Consider the following 24,021-nt stretch of genomic DNA (forward strand, 5'->3'; position numbering starts at 1 on the left):
AGAATGAATCCCTATCAATCATAGGGAAGATGGAAGGATTGGATGGATGATGAAAAAGATTCAAATCGCTTTAGATGGACCAGCGGGTGCTGGAAAAAGTACGATCGCAAAACAATTGGCAGCGCGCCTTGACTATGTATATATCGATACAGGAGCGATGTACCGGGCCGTCACACTGGCAGCACTAGAACAATCGCTTGACCTCAACAATGGTGAAGTGCTCGGCGAATTGATGAAATCGCTTGATATTCGTTTAACACCAGGTGAAAACGGGCAACGTGTCTTTATTGGTGATCGCGAAGTGACGGATGCGATTCGCTCGATCGAAATCACGAATAATGTCTCGTTCGTCGCTCGCCAAAAAGAAGTTCGGGCTGCGCTCGTCACGGCACAGCGGAAATTAGCTGAACGCGGTGGGATCGTCATGGATGGACGTGATATCGGCACAGTCGTATTGCCGGATGCAGAATTAAAAGTCTTTTTGACGGCAACTGTGGAAGAGCGTGCAGCTCGAAGACACCGCGAAAATATCGCGCGTGGGATGGACAGTGACATCACGATTCTTCAAGAAGAGATCGCGTTACGTGATAAACGAGACAGTGAGCGTGAAGTCTCACCATTGCGCCAAGCTGACGATGCGCTTTATCTCGATACGACAGAGATGACGATTGATGATGTCGTCGTCCGTTTGATGGAACTAACGGAAGGTGTTTTAAAATGAAACGTCAAGATACCGTTTACCGGATTGCGCGGTTCGTCGTTTGGGTCATTGCCAAAACAGTCTTTCGAGTGAAGGTAACGGGGCAGGAGAACATTCCAAAAGACGGTTCCTTACTCGTCTGTGCCAATCACAGTTCGAACTGGGACCCGGTCTTCCTCGTCAGTGCGATTCCGCCAAAACGTGCGGTACGTTACATGGCAAAAGAAGAACTGTTCAAAGTTCCTGCCTTAAAACAATTAATGATTGCGGCAGGAACATACCCTGTCGGTCGCGGTCAAGGAGATCGTCAAGCCTTGAAACGGACGATTGAACTATTGAATTCAGATGAGACGGTCGGTATTTTCCCAGAAGGAACGCGATCTGCGCCAGGTGAATTTACAGCAGCACAACCAGGGGTCGGGTTCTTTGCCTTACGATCGAATGCGCAGATTTTACCGATTGCCATCATCGGATCATACCGTCCGTTCAAACGGATGCACGTTGCGATCGGAAAACCGGTTGATATTTCGGATTTACGTGACCAACGCGGCGCAGCGAAATCGATTTCTGACCGAATCATGGACGAAATCAAATCCGTCTACTTCAATCACGCTTAATACCTTGACAAATAGTCAGAATTGTAAGAAGTTAGAAGCAGGATAAACGCATTGACATATGTCAGGCGTTTCTTGTACTCATCGTGAGGAGGTTGTTTTGGAATGGTCGAAGAAATGAAAGATATGCCTGATTTTGAAATTCATCGGGACCAGGTAGTTACCGGAATGGTCGTGAAAATTGAAGACAAGCAAGCACTCATTGATATCGGATATAAAACAGAAGCCATCTTACCGATCAGCGAAGTATCGAGTCTTCATCTCGATGATATTCGCGGCGTGCTGAACGTCGGAGATGAACTACAAGTGAAGGTCAAGAAAATCACGGATGAAGAGGTCGTCGTCTCGAAACGAGAAATCGACGCGCTCAAAGCGTGGGAGCAAGTAGAAGAGAAGTATAAATCAGGTGAGATCTTTGAAGTTGTCGTCAAAGACATCGTCAAAGGTGGACTCGTCGTTGATATCGGTGTCCGCGGATTCATTCCGGCGTCACTCGTCGAACGGCATTATGTCGAGGATTTCTCGGATTACATTGGTCGTTCGATCGAAGTCAAGGTCGTTGAACTCGATCAAGAGAAGAACCGTGTCATTCTCTCGCACAAAGCCGTCGTTGAAGGCGAATTGAACGCGAAGAAAAAAGAGACACTCGAAAATTTAGAAGTAGGTCAAATCCTCGAAGGTACAGTCCAACGTTTAACGGACTTTGGTGCTTTCGTTGATATCGGTGGCGTTGACGGTCTCGTTCATATTTCGGAGATGGCACACCACCGTGTCGAACGTCCTTCGGATATCGTCACGGAAGGTCAAAAAGTCGAAGTCAAAGTACTTGGTGTCGACCGTGATACGGAAAAGGTTAAGTTATCGATCAAGGAAACACAACCTGGTCCATGGCAACAGATGGAAGGGAAGATCGAAGCTGGCGATATCGTCAAAGGACGTGTACGCCGTCTCGTCCAATTCGGTGCTTTCATCGAACTTGCGCCGCAAGTAGAAGGACTTTTGCACATTTCGCAAATCGCGAACCGTCACATCGGTTCACCTTCGGAAGTACTCGAAGAAGGACAGGAAATCGAGGCAAAGGTACTTGAAGTACGTCTTGATGAGCATAAGATTTCGCTATCAACACGTGTCCTTGAAGAGGAAGAATCATCCGCTGACGATTATTCAGATTATACGAATCAATCAGAAGGATTCTCGGTCGCTGACTTGACTGAGGACGATTCTGATAAGAAAGAATAAGCAATGACACAAAGCGGACACAAGCGTGTCCGCTTTTTATATGCGGTTTGTTATGGTATATGACAGTTTGATTTGATACAATAGAACGGCTATGAAGCGAGAGAAGAGAAAGAAGGTGTTGGGATGGCAATTCCAGTCGTGGCGATCGTAGGTCGCCCAAATATCGGAAAGTCGACGATTTTTAACCGGGTGATTGGAGATCGGGTTTCAATCGTAGAAGACAAGCCAGGCGTTACCCGCGACCGTATTTACGGAACTGGAGAATGGCTGAATCGTCATTTTCATTTGATTGATACAGGTGGAATCGAAGTCGGGGATGAGCCCCTACTTCAAATGATGCGTCATCAGGCGGAGCTCGCCATTGATGAAGCGGATGTCATCATTTTCATGGTGAACGGACGCGAAGGAATCACAGCAGCGGATGAGGAAGTCGCGAACATGTTATTCCGTTCGAACAAACCAGTCGTCGTAGCTGTCAACAAAGTCGATAACTTTGAAATGCGTGATTTAATGTATGAATTTTACTCCCTTGGATTCGGAGACTTGTTCCCGATTTCTGGTACACATGGTCTTGGTCTAGGTGACTTACTCGACCGTGTCCTTGAACTCGCACCAGATAAAGAAGAATTAGAATATGACGAAAGCACGATCAAGTTTGCCTTGATTGGTCGTCCGAACGTCGGGAAATCAAGTATGACGAACTCGATTCTCGGTGAAGAACGTGTCATCGTTTCAAACATCGCTGGTACTACACGCGATGCGATCGATACACCGTTTACGCGAGATGAGCAAGAATACGTCATCATCGATACGGCCGGGATGCGAAAACGCGGGAAAGTCTATGAATCAACAGAACGTTTCAGCGTCATGCGTGCTCAAAAAGCAATCGAACGGGCAGATGTCGTCTGTGTCGTGCTTGATGGCGAAGAAGGCATTATCGAGCAAGATAAAAAAGTGGCGGGATATGCTCACGAAGCAGGTCGCGCGGTCATCATTGTCGTCAATAAATGGGATGCTGTCGAAAAAGATGATAAGACGATGAAAAAGATGCAAGAAGAGATTCGGGAAGAATTCCGTTTCCTTGACTATGCACCCATCGTCTTCGTCTCAGCGAAAACAAAACGTCGTTTGCAGACGTTGCTACCGGTCATTCAACAAGCAGCGCACAGCCATGCACAACGGATTCAGACAAGCGTCTTGAACGATGTCATCGTTGACGCTGTCGCGATGAACCCAGCGCCGACGGATAAAGGCGTTCGTCTTCGGATCAACTACGCGACTCAAGTCGCCTCACGTCCGCCAACGTTCGTCTTGTTCGTCAATGATCCAGAATTGCTGCACTTCTCTTATAAACGATATCTTGAGAATCGGATTCGGGAAGCATTTGATTTTACAGGTACACCAATCCGGATTTTAGCTCGTCAAAAACAATAATGGGGTGAGTCAGTATGACCAAAATCGCTGTCATCGGAGCGGGAAGCTGGGGAACGGCGCTCTCGCTCGTCCTAGCCGATAATGATCAGGAAGTCATGCTTTACGGTCGTGAACAAACAACTGTCGACCGCATCAATGAACATCATGAAAACGCGCAATTTTTGCCGGGTGTCATGTTACCACAATCATTGAAGGCGACGACGGATCTTAAAGTGGCGGTTGAAGGCGCAACACATATCTTGATCGTCACACCGTCCTCTGCGATTCGTTCGGTTTCCCGACAATTGAATGAATTGTTGACGGAACCAGTCGTTCTGATTCATGCGTCAAAAGGAATCGAGCCAAAGACCCATCTTCGGTTGTCAGAATTAATCGAAGCAGAGGTCGATCCTGCGAAACGCAAAGCGGTTTGTGTCTTGACGGGTCCATCGCATGCTGAAGAGGTCGCGTTACGTAAACCAACGACAGTGACCATCGCATCGGATGATTTAGAAGAGGCTGGTCGTGTGCAGGAGCTGTTTACGAATGAAAACTTCCGCGTCTATCTGAATGCGGATATCATTGGAGCTGAGCTCGGTGGGGCGCTCAAAAATATCATTGCGCTTGCCGCAGGTATGACGGATGGTCTCGGTTACGGGGACAATGCCAAAGCAGCATTGATTACGCGTGGAATGGTCGAAATCGCACGTCTCGGTACGATGCTTGGAGCTAACCCGATGACGTTCACTGGATTGACAGGAATGGGTGACTTGATCGTTACTTGTACATCGGTTCATAGTCGAAATTGGCGTGCGGGGAATGCCATCGGTCGCGGCGAAAAATTAGAGACGGTGCTAGAAAACATGGGAATGGTCGTCGAAGGTGTTCGCGCGACTCAAGCGGCATATGATTTGGCGGAGACGAAACAGTGTGAACTCCCAATCACTTCCGCCCTCTACCATGTTCTCTTTGACGGTCATACACCGGAAGAAGAAGTCAAAAAGTTGATGCAACGACCACAGAAAAATGAGATCGAGCATCTCTTCACGACGAAAGATTAACGGAGTGGGGTGGAAACCTTGAGTCCAGGATTAATAAAAATGTGGATCTCGTTCGCTGGCATTGGACTCTTTGCGATCAGTGTCTTGCTGGTCACGGTCAGTCGGACGAAGTTGAAGGGGATATGGCAGGTTCTCGTATCGACTTTGGCATTCGTATGTTTCATCGTTGCGTCGATCATCATGGTATTCATTGTCATGGCGGGGCCAAGCGCATGAAGAAGTGGTTCGTGATCCTCATGCTCATTCCGGTGACGTTGTTATCGGGTTGTCTGTTTCCAGACAGTCAGAAACCGTCGAACCGCGTACCGTATCCGCAACAGTTGCGTACCGTACAGGATGCTGTCGATGCGTATCAAAAAGACACGGGTGTTTTGCCCATCAAGACGATGGAAGCAGATACTCCGCTCATGGAGCGTTATCAAATCGAATTAGGGCGGCTCATTCCGCGTTATATGAGTGATCCACCATCGAACAGTTTTGAAGGTGGAGGAACATTCATCTATCTGTTAGTCGATGTCGACACGAAACCGACTGTTAAGTTGATGGATTTACTTGTTGCAGAAGAGTTACAGAAGCTCCAAGTTCGGATTGATGCGTATCGGAAGAAGAACGAAAAGTATCCGTTTAAAGGATCGTTCGGAAAAAACCAGTTTACGCTTGACTATAAAAAACTATTCATCAAAAAAGAACCGACTGTCCCAAGTCCGTATTCAGATGAAAAGTTGTCGATCTATGTCGATGGTCAAGGACGCCTCTTCATCAACTATTTACCTGAGTTGAAGAAAGCTGTTCAAACTGCGAAGAAAAAGCCGAAAGTCGGTCAGGATATTCGGTATTTGCTCTATGAAGATCAACCTTTTGTCCCTGCCTATTCTCAAAGCTACACGATAAACGAAAAAGGCGAACCTGTGTTTTCAGAGGAATCGAGCGAAGAATCTGAAAATTGAACGTTATTTACACGAAAATGTTGTAATAGCAACGTTTATGGGGTATGATTACCCTCGAAGAAGTGATTGGGAGGGGGTGAAAGTAATGAACAAAACTGAACTCATTCAAGCAGTCGTCGAAAAATCAGGTCTTACAAAAAAAGACGTGACGAAAGTTGTTGAATCAACATTCGAATCGATCACTGAGACACTTCAGTCTGGAGAGAAAGTCCAATTGATTGGATTTGGTAACTTCGAAGTCCGTGAGCGTGCAGCCCGTAAAGGTCGCAACCCACGTACGAAAGAAGATATCGAGATTCCAGCAAGCAAAGTACCTGCCTTCAAACCAGGTAAAGCATTGAAAGATGCTGTGAAGTAATCCGGCTACATAGTCGCCCGAGATTTTCTCGGGCGGCTTTTTTGTGGACATTCAGAAGCGTGAAAGCCCGCCGATTATGGTATATTAAAAAAGAAGAACGTCCATCAACGAGATGGCACTGGAGATCGGGGGGTAAAAGCATGGAACAACATGAGCTGCGCGTGGATGAAATCATCACTGCACTCACCACTAAACAAACGACACGATTGGCTCGACATGTGGATTTCCCTTCCATCGATCGTGAACAGATCAGTTGGTTGATTGATGTCGCTCAACATGACACGCTGGATACGGAAGCACTCGTCAAAGCGATTCATTTCGCACAAGTAGCGCTACGTCTGCATGAGCGTGTCAATGAAACGCTACGCGGTTCGAAGGAGCGACAGTTGCTTGTATTAGCAGGGGATTTATTCTCGAGCTACTTTTTCGAACAGCTAGCTGGGTTACCAAAAGAGATTCTCGTTTCACTCGGACGGACGATTCAACGGGTCAACGAAGCAAAGTGTGCCCTTCACGAAATGAATTATGCATCGACGGAAGAACGGGTTCTCTTATGGTTAACAGCAGAGTTCGGATTAATGCAAGGACTCGCGGCAATCACGAAACGAGAATGGCTGACACGACAGGGGCGACAGATCATTCAACAACAGGCAGAACAATTGGATCTGGTCGCACAGAAATTACTGTTATCGCATCTCGAGCAGATGGCGGTAGCATGAGATCTTGGAAAGGGTGAGCGGTGTGCAGGCAAAAGATAAAGAAAAAAAAGTATATGAAGTGTTCCAATCGATATCAACGAACTATGATCAAATGAATTCAGTCATCAGCTTCCGACTGCATAAGTTATGGAGACGCGAGACGATGCGCCGGATGCAAGTCTTCCCGGGCGCTAAATGTCTCGATCTTTGTTGTGGAACAGCGGACTGGACGATTCAACTAGCGAAAGCAGCCGGTCCGACAGGTGTCATCAAAGGACTTGATTTTTCAGAAAACATGCTAAGAGTCGGCGTGGAGAAGGTAGAAGCGCTCGATATGAAAAACATCGAATTGATTCATGGAAATGCTATGGATCTACCGTTCGGTGATAACTCGTTCGATTATGTGACGATTGGTTTTGGTCTACGAAACGTACCGGATTATCTACAGGTCATCAAAGAGATGCATCGTGTCTTAAAACCAGGTGGAACGGTCGTCTGTCTCGAGACGAGTCAACCGACTGCACCGATTTTCCGCGAAGCATATTCATTGTATTTCGGAAAAATCATGCCACAAGTCGGGCGATTGATTGCGAAATCATACGATCAATACAACTGGCTACAAGAATCGACGGAAGTGTTCCTCGACCGCGTCGAACTGAAACAACTCTTCGAACAGGCAGGCTTCATGCAAGTGGAAGTCAAAGCATTCGCGGGTGGGGCTGCTGCGATGCACCTTGGGAAGAAGTGGTGAGATGTCACTGCATTCCATATACCGTGATGTCACGAAGGAAGTTAATTTAGTCGATCGTTTTCTGATCAGTCATATCGCTTCTGAGGAACCAACGATTGATGCGGCTGGAAAGCAACTGTTGAAGGCTGGTGGAAAACGGATTCGACCGGCGTTCGTATTGTTAGCGTCTAAATTCGGTGAGGCAGATCGGGATGAGCTGATTCGTGTGGCGGCAAGTCTTGAGCTCGTCCATATGGCATCACTCGTCCATGACGATGTCATTGATGACGCAGAACTACGACGAGGAAAACCGACCGTCATGCAATATTTCGATGAAGAAGTAGCGCTGTATTCCGGGAATTATCTGTTCGGTGAGGCGATTCGGTTGATCGGTGAAGTCGGAAAGCCGGAACTTGTCCAGGTGATGGTCCATACGATGCGTGAAATTTGCGAAGGTGAGATTGAACAAATCTATGACCAATATGATTGGGAACAGTCAATTAAACGCTACATCAAACGGATTGAACGAAAAACAGCTATTCTCATCGAAGCGAGTTGTCACCTTGGTGCAATTGTTGCGAACTGTTCTGCAGCCGATACGAAAGCGTTACGGTTGTTTGGACGAGATATCGGACTTGCTTTTCAAATTGCTGACGATTTGCTTGATTTCACAGCGAATCGCACAGAACTTGGTAAGCCAGTAGCAGAGGATTTGCGTCATGGACACAAAACGTTACCTGTCTTTTATGGTGCAGAAGATGCTGTCTTTTATGAACGTCTTTCAAAAATCGAGAGTATGCCAACACATGAAGAAGTCGCACCCTTATTATCGTTTCTTCAAACTTCAGGAGCTCTTGAACGAACGCAACAAACAGTCGATCATTATATCCATCGTGCCATCAAACGTCTCGAACCATTACCTAAATCCTCTGCTAAACGATCGCTTGAAGAAGTCGCACGCTACGTTGGAAAACGAAAAGGATAAAGATTGTCAAAAATTTCTTGCTGTTCTTCTCAAAAGCCAGTAAACTGACTATGTAAGCGCTTTTCTAAAAGCATTTCATAGGGGGAACTAGAGATGGAACAGACATTTTTGATGGTCAAACCGGATGGCGTAGAACGTGGATTGATTGGGGAAATCATTGGACGGATCGAACGCAAAGGATTCATCATTCGTGAAATGAAAATGATGAACGTCACAGAAGAGCTAGCAAAAGCACATTACGAAGAGCATGCGGAGAAACCGTTCTTTGGAGAGTTGGTCACTTTCCTCACATCGGGTCCTGTCGTTGCACTTCGTGTCGAGGGTACAGACGTCGTTGCCGTCTCGCGTTTGATGATTGGGAAAACAAAACCACTTGAAGCAGCACCTGGAACGATCCGTGGTGATTTCGCGAACACGATGAGCGAGAACGTCATCCATGGTTCGGATAGTGTCGAGAGTGCGGAGCGTGAGCTTGCCCTCTGGTTTCAAGGACAACCAGTCAACGCGTAATACATGAATAGAAAGACAACGGGGAAGGGATTCGATTTGATCGAATCCCTTTTGTCGTGTTCTTGTAAAACGGAATGACCCAATTGTCTAATTGCTTTTTGGAATGCCTATAGCTTTATGCTACTATAGAAAATAAGTTGAACCGGTCATGGAAATGACCATTCGATATCGAGAGTGAGCGAGGTGTGCCAATTGGAAGATTATGAACTTTTTATTCAACGATTCAAGACCAAATCAGGGATTGATCTCGGTCAGTATAAAGAAGCACAGATGAAGCGGCGATTGACGGCGTTACGTGACAAAAAAGGATATAGTACATTTGCTTCTTATATGCAGGCAATGGATAAGGACACATCGTTATACGACGAGTTTTTAGACCGGATGACGATCAATGTCAGTGAATTTTTCCGTAATCCGATTCGTTGGCAACAATTGGAACAAGATATCTTACCGATCCTAGAGTCGCGAGCACATGGACGAATCCGGACGTGGAGCGCAGCTTGTTCGACCGGAGAAGAACCATACTCTCTCGCGATGATTTTAAGTGAACGGCTCGATCCATCCGCCTTTACGATTCAAGCAACGGATTTGGATGAACTCGTTCTTGAAAAAGCCAAGCTTGGTCGATATGGAGCTTCTGCATTGAATGAAGTCGTCGAAGCGCGTAAAAAGAAATATTTCATCGAGCAAGAGCAAACGTTCGAAGTCGTTCCAGAAATCAAACGACTCGTTCGTTTCAGTAAACATAATCTGTTAGGAGACCGGTACGATACAGGGTTTGATTTAATCATCTGCCGCAACGTGCTGATTTATTTTACAGAAGAAGCGAAAGCGCACGTCTATCGTTCGTTCGTCGAGGCCTTAAAGCCAGGCGGAATCCTATTCGTTGGTGGAACGGAACAAATTTTCCAGCCCGAACGGTTTGGATTAAAGATGAAACAGAGCTTCTTTTACGAAAAAATCGGTTAAACAGGAAGGGATGAAGCGAATGCGTTACATGACAGCAGGAGAATCACACGGAAAAGGGTTGACCGTCATCATCGATGGGATGCCAGCAGGACTCACGATTGATTTCGAAGCCATCCAGCGTGAAATGACACGTCGCCAAGGCGGATACGGACGCGGACGACGCATGCAAATCGAACAGGATCAAATTGATGCACGTGGTGGGATTCGTCATGGATATACGACGGGATCACCAATCAGTTTGTTCATCGAGAATAAGGATCATACGCACTGGACACAAGTCATGCAAGCGGAACCGCTCGAAGAACAGTTGGAGCGCCCGCGGACGTTGACGCGTCCACGTCCTGGACATGCGGATCTCGTTGGTGGATTGAAGTACGGTCATCGCGATTTACGCGATGTACTAGAACGTTCTTCCGCTCGTGAGACGGCAGCACGTGTTGCCGTCGGCGCCTTCGCTAAACAATTACTGAATGAACTCGGGATTGAAGTGTTCTCGCACGTACGGTCGATCGGTGGCATCGATGCACCGTGGAAGGATCCCGTCGAACATCAGGAAACGATTGACGCTTCACCCGTTCGATGTGCTGACGAACAAGCAGGACAACGGATGATGGAGGAAATTGATGCGGCCAAAAAAGAAGGGGATACACTCGGCGGTGAAATCGAAGTCGTCGTGACAGGCATGATGCCAGGCGTCGGGTCCTTCACCCAAAACGATCTAAAGCTCGACAGCCGGATTGCACAAGCTGTCATTAGCGTCAATGCGATGAAATCAGTCGGTTTTGGTGACGGATATGAACTTGGTCGTCGCAAGGGGAGTACCGTCCAAGATGAAATCGTTCATGATGCATCCGGATATCATCGGCGGACGAACCATCTAGGCGGAATCGAAGGCGGGATGTCGACAGGCATGCCGATTCGCGTCCAAATTGCGATGAAGCCGATTCCGACGCTCTATCGTCCACTGCAATCAGTCGATATCGAGACGAAGGAAGCATTCACGGCACAAATCGAGCGAAGTGATGCCTGTGCCGTTCCAGCCGCATCGGTTGTTCTAGAAGCCGTCGTCGCATTTGAGATTGCGGTCGCTATCCTTGAAATGTTCGGGACATCGACACTCGATCGTCTTCAGGCTGCCGTCGCCGCTTATAAAGAGGAGGTTCGGACGTTTTGATCGAATTTGATATCCGGTTGAACACGTCATATCCAGTACTTATCGGAAATGGGGCATTAGCCCGGTTATCGCATCTTTCAGCGCTGAACGAGGCGGACCGCATCTGGGTCATCACGGATGAAACGGTACATCACTTGCAGATGGATCGATTGCAGGATGCGTTAGCGGATGCATCGCCGTCGATCGACGTTCATATCAGCACTGTTGCGCCTGGGGAGCACAGTAAGTCGCTTGCCGTTTATGGCGCTCTACTCGAAGAAGGGGTTCGGTATGGGATGACACGTCATAGCCTGATCCTTGCGTTTGGCGGTGGAATGATTGGTGATTTAGCGGGATTCGTCGCGGCAACCTTTTTGCGCGGCATCCCGTTCATTCAAATTTCGACGACACTGTTAGCGCACGATTCAAGTGTTGGTGGAAAGGTTGGTCTTAACCTCTCCCTCGGTAAAAACTTAGTCGGTGCATTTTATCAGCCAAGTGGTGTCGTGTATGATTTAACGCTCCTTCAGACATTACCAGACCGGGAATGGCGAAGTGGCTTCTTTGAGTTAGTCAAGCATGGGTTCCTTGCGCGACCATCATTTGCGGATTCGTTACTCGATATTTCGCTGGATGCTGTCAAAGGACTCGATTTGGAAGACTGGCTCGCACGAGGTATTAATGTGAAACGGGATATCGTCGAACAAGATGAGACGGAGCAAGGGATGCGTGCCTTTTTGAACTATGGACATACATTCGGTCATGCCGTTGAATATGCGAGTCCTGGTCTTGCGCATGGCGAGGCAGTAGGGATCGGACTCGTCTTCGTCAAGTTCTTGGAAGGAAATGACGAACAGGCGAAGCAGCTTGGGCAATTGCTCCATCGTCTTGGAACGGAATTACCGGATCGACAATCGTTTAAGACCTACCTTGAACTGATGCGTCGCGACAAGAAGAACCACCAAGCAACGATTCGATTCGTCCTTGAAAAAGAAGGGCGCTTCATTTTAGAAGCGATCAGCGAAGAACGATTGCGTCAAGCATTCAATCAAACAGTGAGGTGTCTAGAATGGGCTTAAGAGGAACAGTACAAGTACCTGGCGATAAATCAATGACGCACCGTGCTTTCCTGTTCGGCGGAATCGCCGAGGGAACGACACGTGTCAGAAACGCACTTGAAGGGGCCGATTGTCTTGCTTCACTAGAAGCGATGCAGGCGCTCGGTGCACAGATCGATCGAACACCAGAGGAAATTCGGATCACCGGAACGGATACATTCCAAGAAGCAACGATCGATTGCGGAAACTCGGGGACGACGATTCGTCTCTTGAGCGGTATCCTAGCAGGCGGTCAAGCGACGTATGCACTCGATGGCGACGCTTCCTTGCGTAGACGTCCGATGAAACGGATCACGGAACCGCTTGCCTTATTCGGAGCGAACATCACAGGTGAGACGGCGCCGCTTCACATCACAGGAACGCCGCTTGTCGGAACGACGTATACGTTGCCAGTCGCAAGTGCACAAGTGAAAAGTGCCGTGTTGCTCGCAGGTCTGCGTGCGACGGGTGAGACGACAGTCATCGAGCCGATCCTGTCACGCGACCATACGGAACGGATGTTGCCGCAGTTCGGTGTTGACGTAGCGATCGATGAACGCGAGGATGGTCGGCACATTCGTGTTCAAGGTCCTGTACGCTTACAAGCAACGTCACTCGACATTCCAGGCGATCCATCGTCAGCAGCGTTTTGGTGGACGGCAGCAGCAATCGGGCAGGATAGTCGCATCACGACGACCCACGTCTTGATGAATCCGACACGGATTGGTTTTTTACAGACGTTACGCCAGATGGGTGCAAGTGTCGAAATCAATCATCGTTCAGAAGACGGTGGAGAGGAGACGGCAGATGTGACCGTCGAGACGACATCGTTACAAGCAATCACGGTCGAAGGTGATCAGATTCCATCCTTGATTGATGAGATTCCGTTACTCGCTTTGCTTGCGACGCAAGCGGAAGGACGAACAATCATTCGTGATGCACAAGAGCTTCGTGTCAAGGAAACGGATCGGATCGAGACCGTCGTGACGGCATTACAGCGTCTTGGAGCGAACATCGAGGCAACGGATGACGGCATGATCATCGAAGGACCGACACCTCTGCAAGCAGCGGAAGTCGACAGTGCAGGTGATCACCGGCTCGCGATGATGTTGACGATCGCGGCGACGATCAATCCAGAAATTATGGTTCATGGACGCGAAGTAGTTGAAGTCAGCTACCCAACGTTCTATGATGATTTAAAGAAACTTCAATCCGACCAATCTGAGTAAGCAATAGGCGGATGACAGAAAGTGGGGCGTTTGCCTTGAATGAACAACTATTGAATGGCATCATCGAAGAATTAGAACATGGTCACACCTCAGAAGCGTTAGCAGCATTAGAAAAACTCGAAAAGACAGGAACGGATGAGGACCGCCTCGCTGTTGCCGATCTCTATATCGAACTCGGTTTGTCTGACCGAGCGGTCGATCTCTTGGCGCCGCTTTACGTCGAATATGCGGGTAACGCGGGAGTAGCCTTGTTACTAGCAGAATGTTATATCGATTTGGATCGCGAAGAAGAAGCGATCTCCGTCCTCGAACAGGTCGACACAATGGACACGGAATATGGTCCACGTTCTCTCGTATTACTCGCTGACCTCTATCAGTCGCAAGGTCTTGACGAAGTAGCGTTAGCGAAGCTAAAGGAAGCGCGTAACCTTGCACCGGACGAACCGTTACTGGCATACGGTTTGGCTGAGCTCTACATGACGCTCGGTGCGTTTGATCAGGCGGTACCGTTATTCGCCGAAATCGCGGAGCGACCAGAGTTACGTGCTGAATTGCCGCTCGATGCCCTTTACGCGGAATCACTCGCGATGACAGGACAATTTGAAGATGCGATTCCACTGTACGAACGTGCTGTCGCAGAACGCTCCGACCTGCATACGCTGTTTGGTCTTGCGATGACGGCTCACCGTGTCGGTCAACATCAAAAAGCGGTCGAGACATTCCAGCAATTGATTGCACAGGATCCGGACTATACGTCGGCGTACGTACCATATGCGGAAAGCCAAGCCGAACTTGGTTTGACAAAAGAAGCACTGAACGTCATCAAACAAGGAATGGAGCGCGACGATTACAATGATGAGTTGCGGACGATGGAAGCCTTGTTCCTTCTAAAACTCGGCGATCGCGCTGGAAGCGTCCAAGCGCTACGTGAGGCGCTTGCCTTGAATCCGGAATCGATCGTCGCAGCGGAACGTTTGCTGTCGTTACTTGCTGAAGACGAGGACCACGAAGCGATGATCGAGACGATCTCTGCCATCGAAGAACACGTCACGGCTCCGATTCTAACATGGTACCGGGCACGCGCTTTGTATGCCTTAGAGGAATACACACAAGCGATGGAGAATTATGCGATAGTCGAAGGTGCATTCACGGAAGATGCGCTCTTCTTGAAAGAGTATGGATTCGCACTCGTCGAGGAAGGACGGCGTGAAGAGGGACAACGTCTTCTCCGCCGCGCTGCTAAGTTGACACCAGAAGATAACGAACTCGTCGACTATGTTGAACGAATGGATGGATGACTTCACGGGAGAAGGGAGTAGGATTGAGATGATAGAGAGAAAGCAGCGATTCTTACGCCGCATCTTGACCTATTACACGTTAAAGCGACGGGAAGCGAAATGGATCATCGATTATTGGCTGCGCAATGAGGCAAAACTCGAGCAAGTACACTTCGTTCAAAATGCGACCTTCGCTCCGAAGGCAATCATCATGACGACATACGGATTCGACGCAGAACCGTTTCTCTTCAAAAAAGGGGATGTCACGACGTTAGATCCAGAAAAAGCGTATCATGACATCCGCCTGACCTCGGAAGATGTCTATATCGAGTTGAACTTCCAAGGTATGATGATGGATGACGAGTATTTGTCTTTACTAGAAGAAAATCCGTTTCGCCCAGAAGTTGCTGTTGAACCGCGCTTAGCAGATGAAGCGACACATTTCATCGCGGTCACGGTCAATCGGCAGGAAGAAGAACGTTTAGTCCGCTTGATTGATGAAGCGCTGGATGCACGCGATCAACATCGATTCCACTCTCTTTCCGAACAGTTACGGCTCGTTCGAAGTCAACTTCCTTAACAGAAGGACTCTATTGCCCAGCAGAGGTAGTAGGGTCCTTTCGTATGTGAAGATTTGTGCAAAATATGAAGAAAAATAGAGTGGAATTTCATAAAACGTTCACATTAAGAGAGTAGGAGGAAATGCGGATATGATACATTAAATGTGACGAATTGTAAGTACGAAGAAAGGGGGAAATGACTTGCGTTTCAAACCATCCGACGTACAGCGGACACGAAGCGAGCAAGCGTACATCGATACGCTGATCGTGCCTTTGCTTCCGATCGGTTTCGATGAGGCGATGCATGCTTACGCGGAATGCGCAGACATGACATTGACGGTGGCGTCCGAAGTCGAACGCCAGCTATCCGGACGGGCGTTGCTCGTTCCTGCTCTGACCTATATCGATGCACCGTCGATCGAACAGTTGGAAGGATGGCGTCAAGCGGCTGCTTCCGGGCAATTCCGTTTCATCACCTTCATCACTGCTGATTTAAGGTGGAAGGAGACTGCCGCCGAAGAGATTATCTACGTGCCACGTCTAGCTCTTGAGACGATGAGTCGTGACCAACAAGGTCAGATGGTCGGGAATTTTGTAGGACAAGTTCTCGAACAGTTAGGAAACCGTTGGACCGCGCTATGAAGCGGTTGACGCAATGATTTTATTAAGATACTATTACCATGTGAGAAATTTGTGTGAAGTACTGTCGTCTTGGGGCACAGCGTACATCACAAGGGGGGATCGAGATGGCTCAAAACGGGTCTAACGTAACACGTCGTCAGTTCTTGACGTATACATTGACAGGCGTCGGCGGTTTCATGGCGGCGACGATGGTCATGCCGATGGTCAACTTCGCAGTTGATCCAGTCCTGAAGAAATCAGGAGCAGGCGATAAAGTAAAAGTAATGAAGTTGTCGGATATCACGACAGAACCAAAACGGGTCGACTTCAAGAAACAAACGCAAGATGCATGGTATGAGTTCGAAGAAACGTTGTCAGCTTGGGTGTTCAAAGATGATAAGGGAGAAATTTTAGCCCTCTCACCAATTTGTAAACACTTAGGTTGCCAAGTCAGCTTCGGTTCAGATCCGACGCACCCGGAGCAATTCTATTGCCCATGTCACTTCGGTCGGTACACGAAGGATGGCGTCAACGTTCCAGGAACGCCTCCGACGAAACCACTCGATGGTTATGAAATGCAGCAGAAAGATGGTTTCCTCTACCTTGGTAAACCAGTCGAAAGAGGTGCGTAAGCGATGATGCAAAAAATCTATGATTGGATCGATGAGCGCGTTGACATTACGCCGCTCTGGCGAGATATCGCCGACCATGAAGTACCGGAGCACGTCAACCCGGCACATAACTTTTCAGCTTTCGTTTATTGTTTTGGCGGATTGACGTTCTTTACGATCGTCATCCAGATTCTTTCGGGGATGTTCTTGACGATGTATTATGTACCGGACATCATCAACGCACACGCGTCCGTCTACTATCTTCAAAATGAAGTCGCACACGGACAAATCGTTCGTGGTATGCACCACTGGGGTGCGTCGGTCGTTATCGTAATGTTGTTCCTACATACATTACGTGTCTTCTTCACTGGTTCATACAAGAAACCACGTGAATTGAACTGGGTCGTCGGAGTTCTCTTGTTCTTCGTCGTCTTAGCTCTCGGTCTGACAGGATACCTATTGCCTTGGGACATGAAAGCGTTGTTCGCGACAAAAGTTACGATTCAGATTGCTGAAAGTATTCCGGTCATCGGTGGTATCGCGAAGACCCTCCTTGCGGGTGGAGAAATCGTCGGCGCAAGTACAATCGCTCGATTCTTTGCGATTCACGTCTTCTTCCTTCCTGCAGCATTGTTCGTCTTGCTCGGGGCCCACTTCATGATGATCCGTAAACAAGGGATCTCTGGACCACTTTAAACCGACTATCATCTAGACAACAAAAAAGGGGGAGAACACGATGCATCGTGGTAAAGGAATGAAATTCGTCACCGATTCACGGGTGTCGATCAACAACCGGATGCCGAACAAGTCGAAAGACTACTCGGAATATCCAGGTCGAACGGAAGCGTTCTGGCCAAACTTCTTACTTCGCGAATGGATGGTTGGAGCGGTCTTCTTGATCGGCTTCATGACACTGACAATCGTAGAAGCAGCACCACTTCAAAACATTGCCGATCCGACGAATACGTCGTACATTCCACTTCCGGACTGGTACTTCCTATTCCTCTATCAGCTCTTGAAATACCAATTCGCTGCAGGTCCATACATCTTGATGGGAACGGTCATTCTCCCAGGTCTTGCGTTCACAGCACTTCTCGTCGCGCCATGGCTCGACCAAGGTCTTGAACGTCGTCCTGCGAAACGTCCGATCGCAGTCAGCATGATGCTCCTCGCAGTCGTCTCGATCGTCTTCTTGACTTGGGAATCTGTTCAAACGACTCACTGGGATACAATCCATAAACAAGGTGAGTTGACGATGAACGAAGGACCAGAAATTGATACAGCGGCAAAAGGATACGAAATTTATTCGAACCAGTCATGTGTCAACTGTCATGGTAAAAACCTCGAGGGTGGAGCAGCAGCTCCGGCACTCGTCGGTACGAAGAAGACAGAAGAAGAGATTTATGAAATCGCAGATAAAGGGATCGGTTCGATGCCTGCTGGTCAGTACAAAGGATCAGATGCGGATCGTAAAGAACTCGCGAAATTCATCGCTTCATACGGTGAAGGCGGCGAAAACAATAAATAAGCCAAAAGCCGGGGGAGCAATCCTCCGGCTTTTGTCGATGATGAGGTGAAACGATTGCAAGGTATTTTGACATTACTCCGACATAAAGCCGTACTCTGGATTGTCGGGTTGATCAACTTAGCAGGCACATTATACGGTTACTACTGGTATGAACCACAACTTGCGACATCGAAGTGGTATTACTATCCGTTCATTCCGGATAGCCCGACTGCATCCCTGTTCTTTACGATCATCGTCTTTCTCTGGATTTTCGGACGACGTTCCCGACTATTTGAAGCGCTCGCGTTCGTGACATTGATTAAATATGGGGTCTGGGCAGTCGTCATGAATGCGTTGATGTTGAGTCAACTCGGAACGGAGGATCCAATCTTAACAGCAATGGCACTGATGTTGATGGTGTCGCACGGAGCGATGGCGTTCCAAGCGTTGTTATACAGTCCGCTGATGACGTTTCGCGTCAAGGATCTTGTCCTCGTCGCCATCTGGGTCATTCACAACGATGTCGTCGATTACGTCCTCGGACAATGGCCGCGTTACCCAGCGCTTGCGGAGCATATCCAGTGGATCGGCTACGGCTCTTTCTGGTTGACCGGATTGTGTCTTTTGATGGGATATCTACTTGTCGCGCGCGATTCAATTGACAATAAGATCACTTGAACATAAAATAGACCTATAATCAAAAAAAGAAAGGAACGATGTCTCGTGGCAAACTATTTGATCTATCTCGCGATCATCATCATCGTCCCGATCTGGGCTCAGATGCGGGTGCGGAGCACCTATAAAAAATATCAAGATGTTCCGATTCAGAGTGGGGTGACGGGAGCGCAGGTCGCAGACTTCATCATGAAGCAGAACGGGATCACGAACGTCCGTCTCGAGCCGATCGGTGGAACGATGTCCGATCATTATGACCCGACGAACAAAGTCGTTCGTTTGTCGGAAGACGTCTATTACGGTTCGACGGTCTCAGCTGTTTCGATTGCAGCGCACGAAATCGGTCACGTCATTCAAGATGCGACGGATTACAACATGATGCGTGTCCGTCACCGGATCGCACCTGTCGCGTCGATCACATCGAACTTATCGTTTCCACTGTTGTTGATCGGTCTGTTCGCTGGTTTCAGTGGTCTTGCGATGCTTGGTGTCGTCTTGATGCTTGGTGCCGTCATCTTCCAACTCGTCACGTTACCGGTCGAGTTTGATGCCTCAAATCGAGCGATGGCGCAGTTGACGGAGCATGGCATCATTGATGCCGAAGAAGAACGTGGTTCACGTCGTGTCTTGAACGCAGCGGCTTGGACGTACGTGGCAGCAACACTCGTTGCTGTTGCCGAGTTCCTTCGTCTCGCACTGCTCGTTTTCAACCCGTCAAGTGATGACTAAAACGAAAAACACGGATTGCTCGTTTGAGCGATCCGTGTTTTTTTACGTTTCTTTGATTGGGACCCGATTTTCGTCGAACGTGAAACCTTCTCCTGTTACTTCATAGACGTCATGCAACGTGATGAAGGCGTGCTGGTCGACACTTTTAACGAGCGTCTTCAAGCGATTGATCTCATTGCGAGCGACGACGACGTACAGTACTTCGAGATCCCGTCCGGAGTAACCGCCTTTTGCGATCAGACGGGTCGTGCCACGATTCATCGTCGCATGAATACCGTCGGCGATTTCCGTCCGGTGATCACTGATGATCATCGCTGCTTTACCAGCATAAGTGCCCTCCTGCATCCAATCGATGACGCGGGCGCCGACGTAAACGGCAAGTAACGTATACATCGCTTGTTTGTAGTCGAGATACGTCAAGGATGCGACGATGACGAAGAAATCGAAAATCAAGAAAGTTCGACCGATCGACCAACCGAAGTAGCGTTTCGTCAAACGCGCGATGATATCGACGCCACCTGTCGTACCACCATTGTTGAAGATGATACCAAGACCAACGCCGATGAAGACACCGGCAAAAAGCGCAGCAAGCACCATATCGTCGCGCAGGTCGATGACGAGTGGTGAATATTTGGCAATTAATCCATACCAGAAGGAAAAACTGAATGTACCGACCAACGTGTAGACGAAGGTCGTCCGACCAAGAATTTTATAACTGACGAAAAAAAGTGGGACATTCAATACTAAGTTCGTGATCGATGGAGACCATCCGAACAGTCCTTTTAAGATCAAGGTAATCCCAGTAAAACCGCCTTCTGCTAACTCATTTTGAACGTTAAAATGATAAATACCAAAAGCAAAGATGAATGATCCGATCAAAATCCAGAAAATGTTCTGGATCCGAATCGGAAATTGGAATGGAGGTGCCATTTCCGTATGCTCCTTTCAAATCAAGACTCTTTCTCTAGGGTAACGGCACGGTCGGAAAAAGACTAGCTTTTCCTATGAAAATCAGTCGAAAAGTGATCAGTATGGTCATTCCGATTGATATTGCTTAGAATAGAGACGAATAGAAGTCATAAAGAGAGTGTGGTTTTATCATGAAAAAAGCAATTGGGATTCTTTGTTATCCATCCGTCGGCGGGAGTGGGGTCGTCGCGACGGAGCTCGGTATGAAATTAGCGGATCGTGGACATGACGTCCACTTCATTACGTCGAGCATGCCGTTTCGCCTGACGGAATATCGGCCAAACATCACGGTCCACTTGGTTGAAGTCAACCAGTATTCCGTTTTTAAATATCCACCATACGACATTACGTTAGCGTCAAAAGTCGCAGAAATCATTGATTTATTCGATCTCGATGTCATCCATGCTCATTATGCCGTTCCGCACGCGGTCTGTGCAGATCTCGGACGAAACATGGCAAAGAAAAAAGGTGTCGCCGTCGTGACGACGTTACACGGAACGGACATCACCGTCATCGGGCAAGATTTAGAGATGCAACCGGCCATCCGGTACGGCATCGAACGATCAGACGCGGTCACGGCCGTCTCCGAGAGTCTAGCGCTTGAGACGAATGCGACGCTCAACGCACACTACGACATCGATGTCATTGCGAACTCGATTGATGAGAGTGTCTATTATCCGATGCGGGATGAACGCTTGAAGCGGCATTACGGCATCGAAGCGGACGAAGTCGTCGTCATTCACATCTCGAACTTCCGACCGGTCAAACGAATCGATGATACGCTTGCGGCGTTCGCCATTGCAGCGAAAGACCGGAAGATGCGTCTGTTGCTCGTCGGGGATGGTCCAGAGATGGGACAAACGAGACGTCGCGCAAAGGAACTCGGCATTTACGACAAAGTGATCTTTGCAGGTAAACAGGAACACGTCGCGCAATTGCTCGCCATTAGTGATATTCATGTCCTGTTGTCTGAAAAAGAAGCGTTCGGACTCGTCGTCCTTGAGGCGATGGCAATTGGTGTCCCGAGTGTCGTCTCGACAGCAGGTGGCTTACCGGAAGTCATCCAGGACGGATTAACCGGATATATCGTTCCGACTTACGACGTCAAAATGGCTGCGGCACGAATCGGTGAACTCGCGGATGACCCGATGTTACGGGAACGGATGGCAGAAGAGGGCATTCGTGATACGCGTCGTCGTTTTGATTCGAATGAGATCGTCCGTCGTTATGAACAAGTCTATGAACGGGTGTGTGCGCGTCATGAACTTGCTTGAAGGCGCACATCATATCATTCAGACGATCGAACAAGCGGGTGGTGAAGCCTATATCGTCGGTGGCGCCGTTCGCGACATGTTACTCGACCGGACACCAGGAGACTATGATTTAGCGAGCTCGATGTTACCGGAACAAATCATCGACTTATTCCCTGTCGTCATTCCGACAGGACTCGAGCACGGAACCGTGACGGTCGTTCTCAACCACGTGCCGTACGAGATCACGACGTTCCGCTCGGAAGCAACGTACAGCGATCGCCGGCGACCGGATGCGGTAACGCTTGGTGTTAGTTTGGAAGAGGATTTGACCCGGCGAGACTTTACGATCAACGCGATGGCACTCAGACCATCAGGACGTGTCGATCTGTTCGGAGGAGCGCGTGACATCGAAGAGCGGATCATCCGGACGGTCGGCGAACCAGCCGAACGTTTTAATGAAGATGCGCTTCGAATGATGCGGGCGTTCCGCTTCATGAGCCAACTGGATTTCTCGCTTGACGAGGCAACTGAACAAGCGATTGTCGAACTCGCTCCGCACCTAGCGGCCGTTGCGATTGAGCGGATTGCGATCGAGTTCGAGAAACTCTTACTTGGTCCTGGAAAACAGCGGGCGTTACAGGCGATGCTCCGGACTGGAATCGAACGCTACCTCCCCGGCATGACTTCAGAAATCGTCACAGGACTCGCGCAGCAGTCGTTTCAGGGTGTTTCAAAGGATGCTGTCTGGACACTCGTACTCGATGCCGGTCTCGCGAAAGATCAATTGACACGCTGGAAACGATCGAAACATCAAGTGCAGCTCGCAACGCGTTTAATACCTCTGTTACACCGACCGTTACAAGACTGGGATCGTTATCAATTGTCGGACGAAGAACTGATGATCCTTCGGGAAATGACAGGAACGGATTATCCAGAGCGATCAGACTTACCGATTCGCAGTCGTAAAGAGCTTGCTGTAGACGGAAAAGACATGATCCGCCTCGGTCTCCAAAAACAACAGATCAAAGAAGCACTTTTGCATTTGGAATACAGTGTCGTCACCCGCGCTTGCCCAAACGACCGCGTAACATTATTGAAGGAGGTAGAGCGATGGCGCACTCAGTCCGAGAACAAATCTTGATCGCACTTCGTCAGCGGACGTGGTACTCCGGACAGGAATTAGCAGAGACGTTAAATATTTCACGTACCGCTATTTGGAAACATATGCAAACTTTGAAGGAAGAAGGATACCAGATCATCTCGAATAAAAAACAAGGCTATCAATTAGTCGATGAAGGCGATTTGCTGACACCGATTGCGATTGAACAATGGTTAACGACAGAACGTCTTGGTCGCCACATCCTTCATTTCGAAGAACTGGACACGACGCAGCGGATTGCACATGAGCAAGCGCAACAGCAAGCGCAGGAAGGAACACTCGTCGTATGCGATCACCAGACGAATGGACGCGGACAGCTAGGGAGAACGTGGCATGAGGCGAAAAATGAGGGCATCGCGATGAGTCTACTCGTCCGACCAGATGTACCGATGCACCAAGCAGGTCAATTAACGCTCGTAGCAGGTATTGCACTTGCACAGTCTCTCCGGACATTCGATGTTCCAGTTACGATTAAATGGCCGAACGACATCTTGATCAACGGTCGTAAGGTGGCAGGCATTTTGACGGAAATGCAGACCGAGGCGGATCGGATCAGTTCAGTCATCATTGGCATCGGCATCAATGTGCATCACGAGCAGTTTCCGGAAGGGATCGAGGACCGTGCTACCTCGCTCGTCCGAGAATCAGGAAGAACTTTCCGACGTGCGGAGGTCGTCGCGACTTTCTTGAATCGATTTGAACGACTATACACGCAGTGGCTCGAGCTAGGATTCGGATCTTTCGTCTCGGAGTGGGAAACACTCGCAGATCGCTTACATGAACGAGTGACGCTACGGACACGTCAGATGACCGCTTCCGGAACATTGCTCGGTATTGACGAGACGGGCACGATTCGGATTGAGACGGAAACGGGGGAGACCCGTTTCCATTCGGCAGAGCTGATTTACTGGGAAAAAGAATAAAGGTTTGAATCAGACGGTTTGCAGAGAGCTTTTC

Annotated in this window: 28 protein-coding genes; 27 read left to right on the top strand and 1 reads right to left on the bottom strand. The window is 48.7% G+C overall.

What is annotated here, in order from left to right; translation table 11 throughout:
- Positions 1–46: 46 nt before the first annotated feature.
- From cmk to KNQ18_RS05030, 24 genes are all read left to right on the top strand, one after another.
- Positions 47–721, top strand: a complete 675-nt coding sequence (cmk, locus tag KNQ18_RS04915) for a (d)CMP kinase (protein WP_214723562.1) — start codon at positions 47–49, stop codon at positions 719–721.
- Positions 718–1,317 (top strand): lysophospholipid acyltransferase family protein, encoded by a 600-nt coding sequence (locus KNQ18_RS04920; RefSeq protein ID WP_214723560.1) that lies wholly within the window; start codon positions 718–720, stop codon positions 1,315–1,317. Before cmk ends, KNQ18_RS04920 begins: the two co-directional genes overlap by 4 nt.
- A 102-nt stretch (positions 1,318–1,419) precedes the next feature.
- On the top strand, positions 1,420–2,553 hold the full coding sequence (gene rpsA, locus KNQ18_RS04925) for a 30S ribosomal protein S1 (RefSeq protein ID WP_050677442.1): 1,134 nt from the start codon (positions 1,420–1,422) through the stop codon (positions 2,551–2,553).
- 123 nt (positions 2,554–2,676) lie between these two features.
- Entirely contained in the window at positions 2,677–3,987 is a 1,311-nt protein-coding gene (gene der / locus KNQ18_RS04930) for a ribosome biogenesis GTPase Der (RefSeq protein WP_029342014.1), read from the top strand.
- A gap of 14 nt (positions 3,988–4,001) precedes the next feature.
- A complete protein-coding gene (locus KNQ18_RS04935; protein WP_058704888.1) occupies positions 4,002–5,027 on the top strand; it encodes an NAD(P)H-dependent glycerol-3-phosphate dehydrogenase in 1,026 nt (341 codons plus the stop codon).
- 39 nt (positions 5,028–5,066) lie between these two features.
- A complete protein-coding gene (locus KNQ18_RS04940) occupies positions 5,067–5,243 on the top strand; it encodes a DUF2768 domain-containing protein (protein ID WP_034786022.1) in 177 nt (58 codons plus the stop codon).
- Positions 5,240–5,974: a hypothetical protein gene (locus tag KNQ18_RS04945; protein WP_029342012.1), complete on the top strand. Its 735-nt coding sequence runs from the start codon at positions 5,240–5,242 to the stop codon at positions 5,972–5,974. The genes KNQ18_RS04940 and KNQ18_RS04945 overlap by 4 nt, the downstream gene beginning before the upstream one ends.
- Positions 5,975–6,059: 85 nt before the next feature.
- Positions 6,060–6,332 (top strand): HU family DNA-binding protein, encoded by a 273-nt coding sequence (locus KNQ18_RS04950; protein WP_012370671.1) that lies wholly within the window; start codon positions 6,060–6,062, stop codon positions 6,330–6,332.
- A gap of 140 nt (positions 6,333–6,472) precedes the next feature.
- Positions 6,473–7,051, top strand: coding sequence for a heptaprenyl diphosphate synthase component 1 (locus KNQ18_RS04955; protein WP_023468642.1), 579 nt, complete (start codon positions 6,473–6,475; stop codon positions 7,049–7,051).
- Positions 7,052–7,073: 22 nt separating this feature from the next.
- Entirely contained in the window at positions 7,074–7,781 is a 708-nt protein-coding gene (locus KNQ18_RS04960; protein WP_050677440.1) for a demethylmenaquinone methyltransferase, read from the top strand.
- A gap of 1 nt (position 7,782) precedes the next feature.
- Positions 7,783–8,745, top strand: a complete 963-nt coding sequence (locus KNQ18_RS04965) for a polyprenyl synthetase family protein (RefSeq protein WP_023468640.1) — start codon at positions 7,783–7,785, stop codon at positions 8,743–8,745.
- Positions 8,746–8,838: 93 nt separating this feature from the next.
- Entirely contained in the window at positions 8,839–9,255 is a 417-nt protein-coding gene (gene ndk, locus KNQ18_RS04970; RefSeq protein ID WP_058704890.1) for a nucleoside-diphosphate kinase, read from the top strand.
- 192 nt (positions 9,256–9,447) lie between these two features.
- The gene (locus KNQ18_RS04975; protein ID WP_023468638.1) at positions 9,448–10,224 is read left to right on the top strand and encodes a CheR family methyltransferase; all 777 of its coding nucleotides are present in this window, start codon (positions 9,448–9,450) and stop codon (positions 10,222–10,224) included.
- 19 nt (positions 10,225–10,243) lie between these two features.
- Positions 10,244–11,398, top strand: a complete 1,155-nt coding sequence (gene aroC / locus KNQ18_RS04980; RefSeq protein WP_035396818.1) for a chorismate synthase — start codon at positions 10,244–10,246, stop codon at positions 11,396–11,398.
- Positions 11,395–12,456, top strand: a complete 1,062-nt coding sequence (gene aroB, locus KNQ18_RS04985; RefSeq protein WP_215083959.1) for a 3-dehydroquinate synthase — start codon at positions 11,395–11,397, stop codon at positions 12,454–12,456. Before aroC ends, aroB begins: the two co-directional genes overlap by 4 nt.
- Positions 12,447–13,703, top strand: coding sequence for a 3-phosphoshikimate 1-carboxyvinyltransferase (aroA, locus tag KNQ18_RS04990; protein ID WP_215083960.1), 1,257 nt, complete (start codon positions 12,447–12,449; stop codon positions 13,701–13,703). Before aroB ends, aroA begins: the two co-directional genes overlap by 10 nt.
- 35 nt (positions 13,704–13,738) lie before the next feature.
- Complete coding sequence (locus KNQ18_RS04995) at positions 13,739–15,001, top strand: tetratricopeptide repeat protein (RefSeq protein WP_214723552.1); 1,263 nt, start codon at positions 13,739–13,741, stop codon at positions 14,999–15,001.
- Between the two features lie 28 nt (positions 15,002–15,029).
- Positions 15,030–15,560, top strand: coding sequence for a ReoY family proteolytic degradation factor (locus tag KNQ18_RS05000; protein ID WP_214723550.1), 531 nt, complete (start codon positions 15,030–15,032; stop codon positions 15,558–15,560).
- A gap of 181 nt (positions 15,561–15,741) precedes the next feature.
- Complete coding sequence (locus KNQ18_RS05005; RefSeq protein WP_058704895.1) at positions 15,742–16,182, top strand: DUF2487 family protein; 441 nt, start codon at positions 15,742–15,744, stop codon at positions 16,180–16,182.
- A gap of 104 nt (positions 16,183–16,286) precedes the next feature.
- A complete protein-coding gene (locus KNQ18_RS05010; protein WP_023468631.1) occupies positions 16,287–16,793 on the top strand; it encodes a ubiquinol-cytochrome c reductase iron-sulfur subunit in 507 nt (168 codons plus the stop codon).
- 3 nt (positions 16,794–16,796) lie between these two features.
- A complete protein-coding gene (gene qcrB, locus KNQ18_RS05015) occupies positions 16,797–17,468 on the top strand; it encodes a menaquinol-cytochrome c reductase cytochrome b subunit (protein ID WP_012370658.1) in 672 nt (223 codons plus the stop codon).
- Positions 17,469–17,508: 40 nt separating this feature from the next.
- Positions 17,509–18,300, top strand: a complete 792-nt coding sequence (locus KNQ18_RS05020; RefSeq protein WP_058704896.1) for a menaquinol-cytochrome c reductase cytochrome b/c subunit — start codon at positions 17,509–17,511, stop codon at positions 18,298–18,300.
- Positions 18,301–18,354: 54 nt separating this feature from the next.
- The gene (locus KNQ18_RS05025) at positions 18,355–18,957 is read left to right on the top strand and encodes a DUF1405 domain-containing protein (protein ID WP_251133297.1); all 603 of its coding nucleotides are present in this window, start codon (positions 18,355–18,357) and stop codon (positions 18,955–18,957) included.
- Between the two features lie 45 nt (positions 18,958–19,002).
- Positions 19,003–19,683: a zinc metallopeptidase gene (locus KNQ18_RS05030; protein WP_023468628.1), complete on the top strand. Its 681-nt coding sequence runs from the start codon at positions 19,003–19,005 to the stop codon at positions 19,681–19,683.
- 42 nt (positions 19,684–19,725) lie between these two features.
- Here KNQ18_RS05030 and KNQ18_RS05035 read toward each other — a convergent pair whose 3' ends face one another.
- Complete coding sequence (locus tag KNQ18_RS05035; protein ID WP_064299676.1) at positions 19,726–20,613, bottom strand: YitT family protein; 888 nt, start codon at positions 20,611–20,613, stop codon at positions 19,726–19,728.
- 170 nt (positions 20,614–20,783) lie between these two features.
- On the opposite strand from KNQ18_RS05035, the gene bshA reads away from it, so the two are divergent.
- Genes bshA through KNQ18_RS05050 form a run of 3 tightly spaced genes read left to right on the top strand, consistent with a single transcriptional unit; the run spans position 20,784 to position 23,987 of the window.
- On the top strand, positions 20,784–21,926 hold the full coding sequence (gene bshA, locus KNQ18_RS05040) for an N-acetyl-alpha-D-glucosaminyl L-malate synthase BshA (RefSeq protein ID WP_050677434.1): 1,143 nt from the start codon (positions 20,784–20,786) through the stop codon (positions 21,924–21,926).
- A complete protein-coding gene (locus KNQ18_RS05045; protein WP_251133298.1) occupies positions 21,913–23,046 on the top strand; it encodes a CCA tRNA nucleotidyltransferase in 1,134 nt (377 codons plus the stop codon). The genes bshA and KNQ18_RS05045 overlap by 14 nt, the downstream gene beginning before the upstream one ends.
- Positions 23,016–23,987 (top strand): biotin--[acetyl-CoA-carboxylase] ligase, encoded by a 972-nt coding sequence (locus KNQ18_RS05050; RefSeq protein WP_149427577.1) that lies wholly within the window; start codon positions 23,016–23,018, stop codon positions 23,985–23,987. The genes KNQ18_RS05045 and KNQ18_RS05050 overlap by 31 nt, the downstream gene beginning before the upstream one ends.
- Positions 23,988–24,021: the final 34 nt, after the last annotated feature.

Source organism: Exiguobacterium sp. s78 (genome assembly GCF_018618985.1).
In the GTDB taxonomy this organism is placed as follows: domain Bacteria; phylum Bacillota; class Bacilli; order Exiguobacteriales; family Exiguobacteriaceae; genus Exiguobacterium_A; species Exiguobacterium_A abrahamii.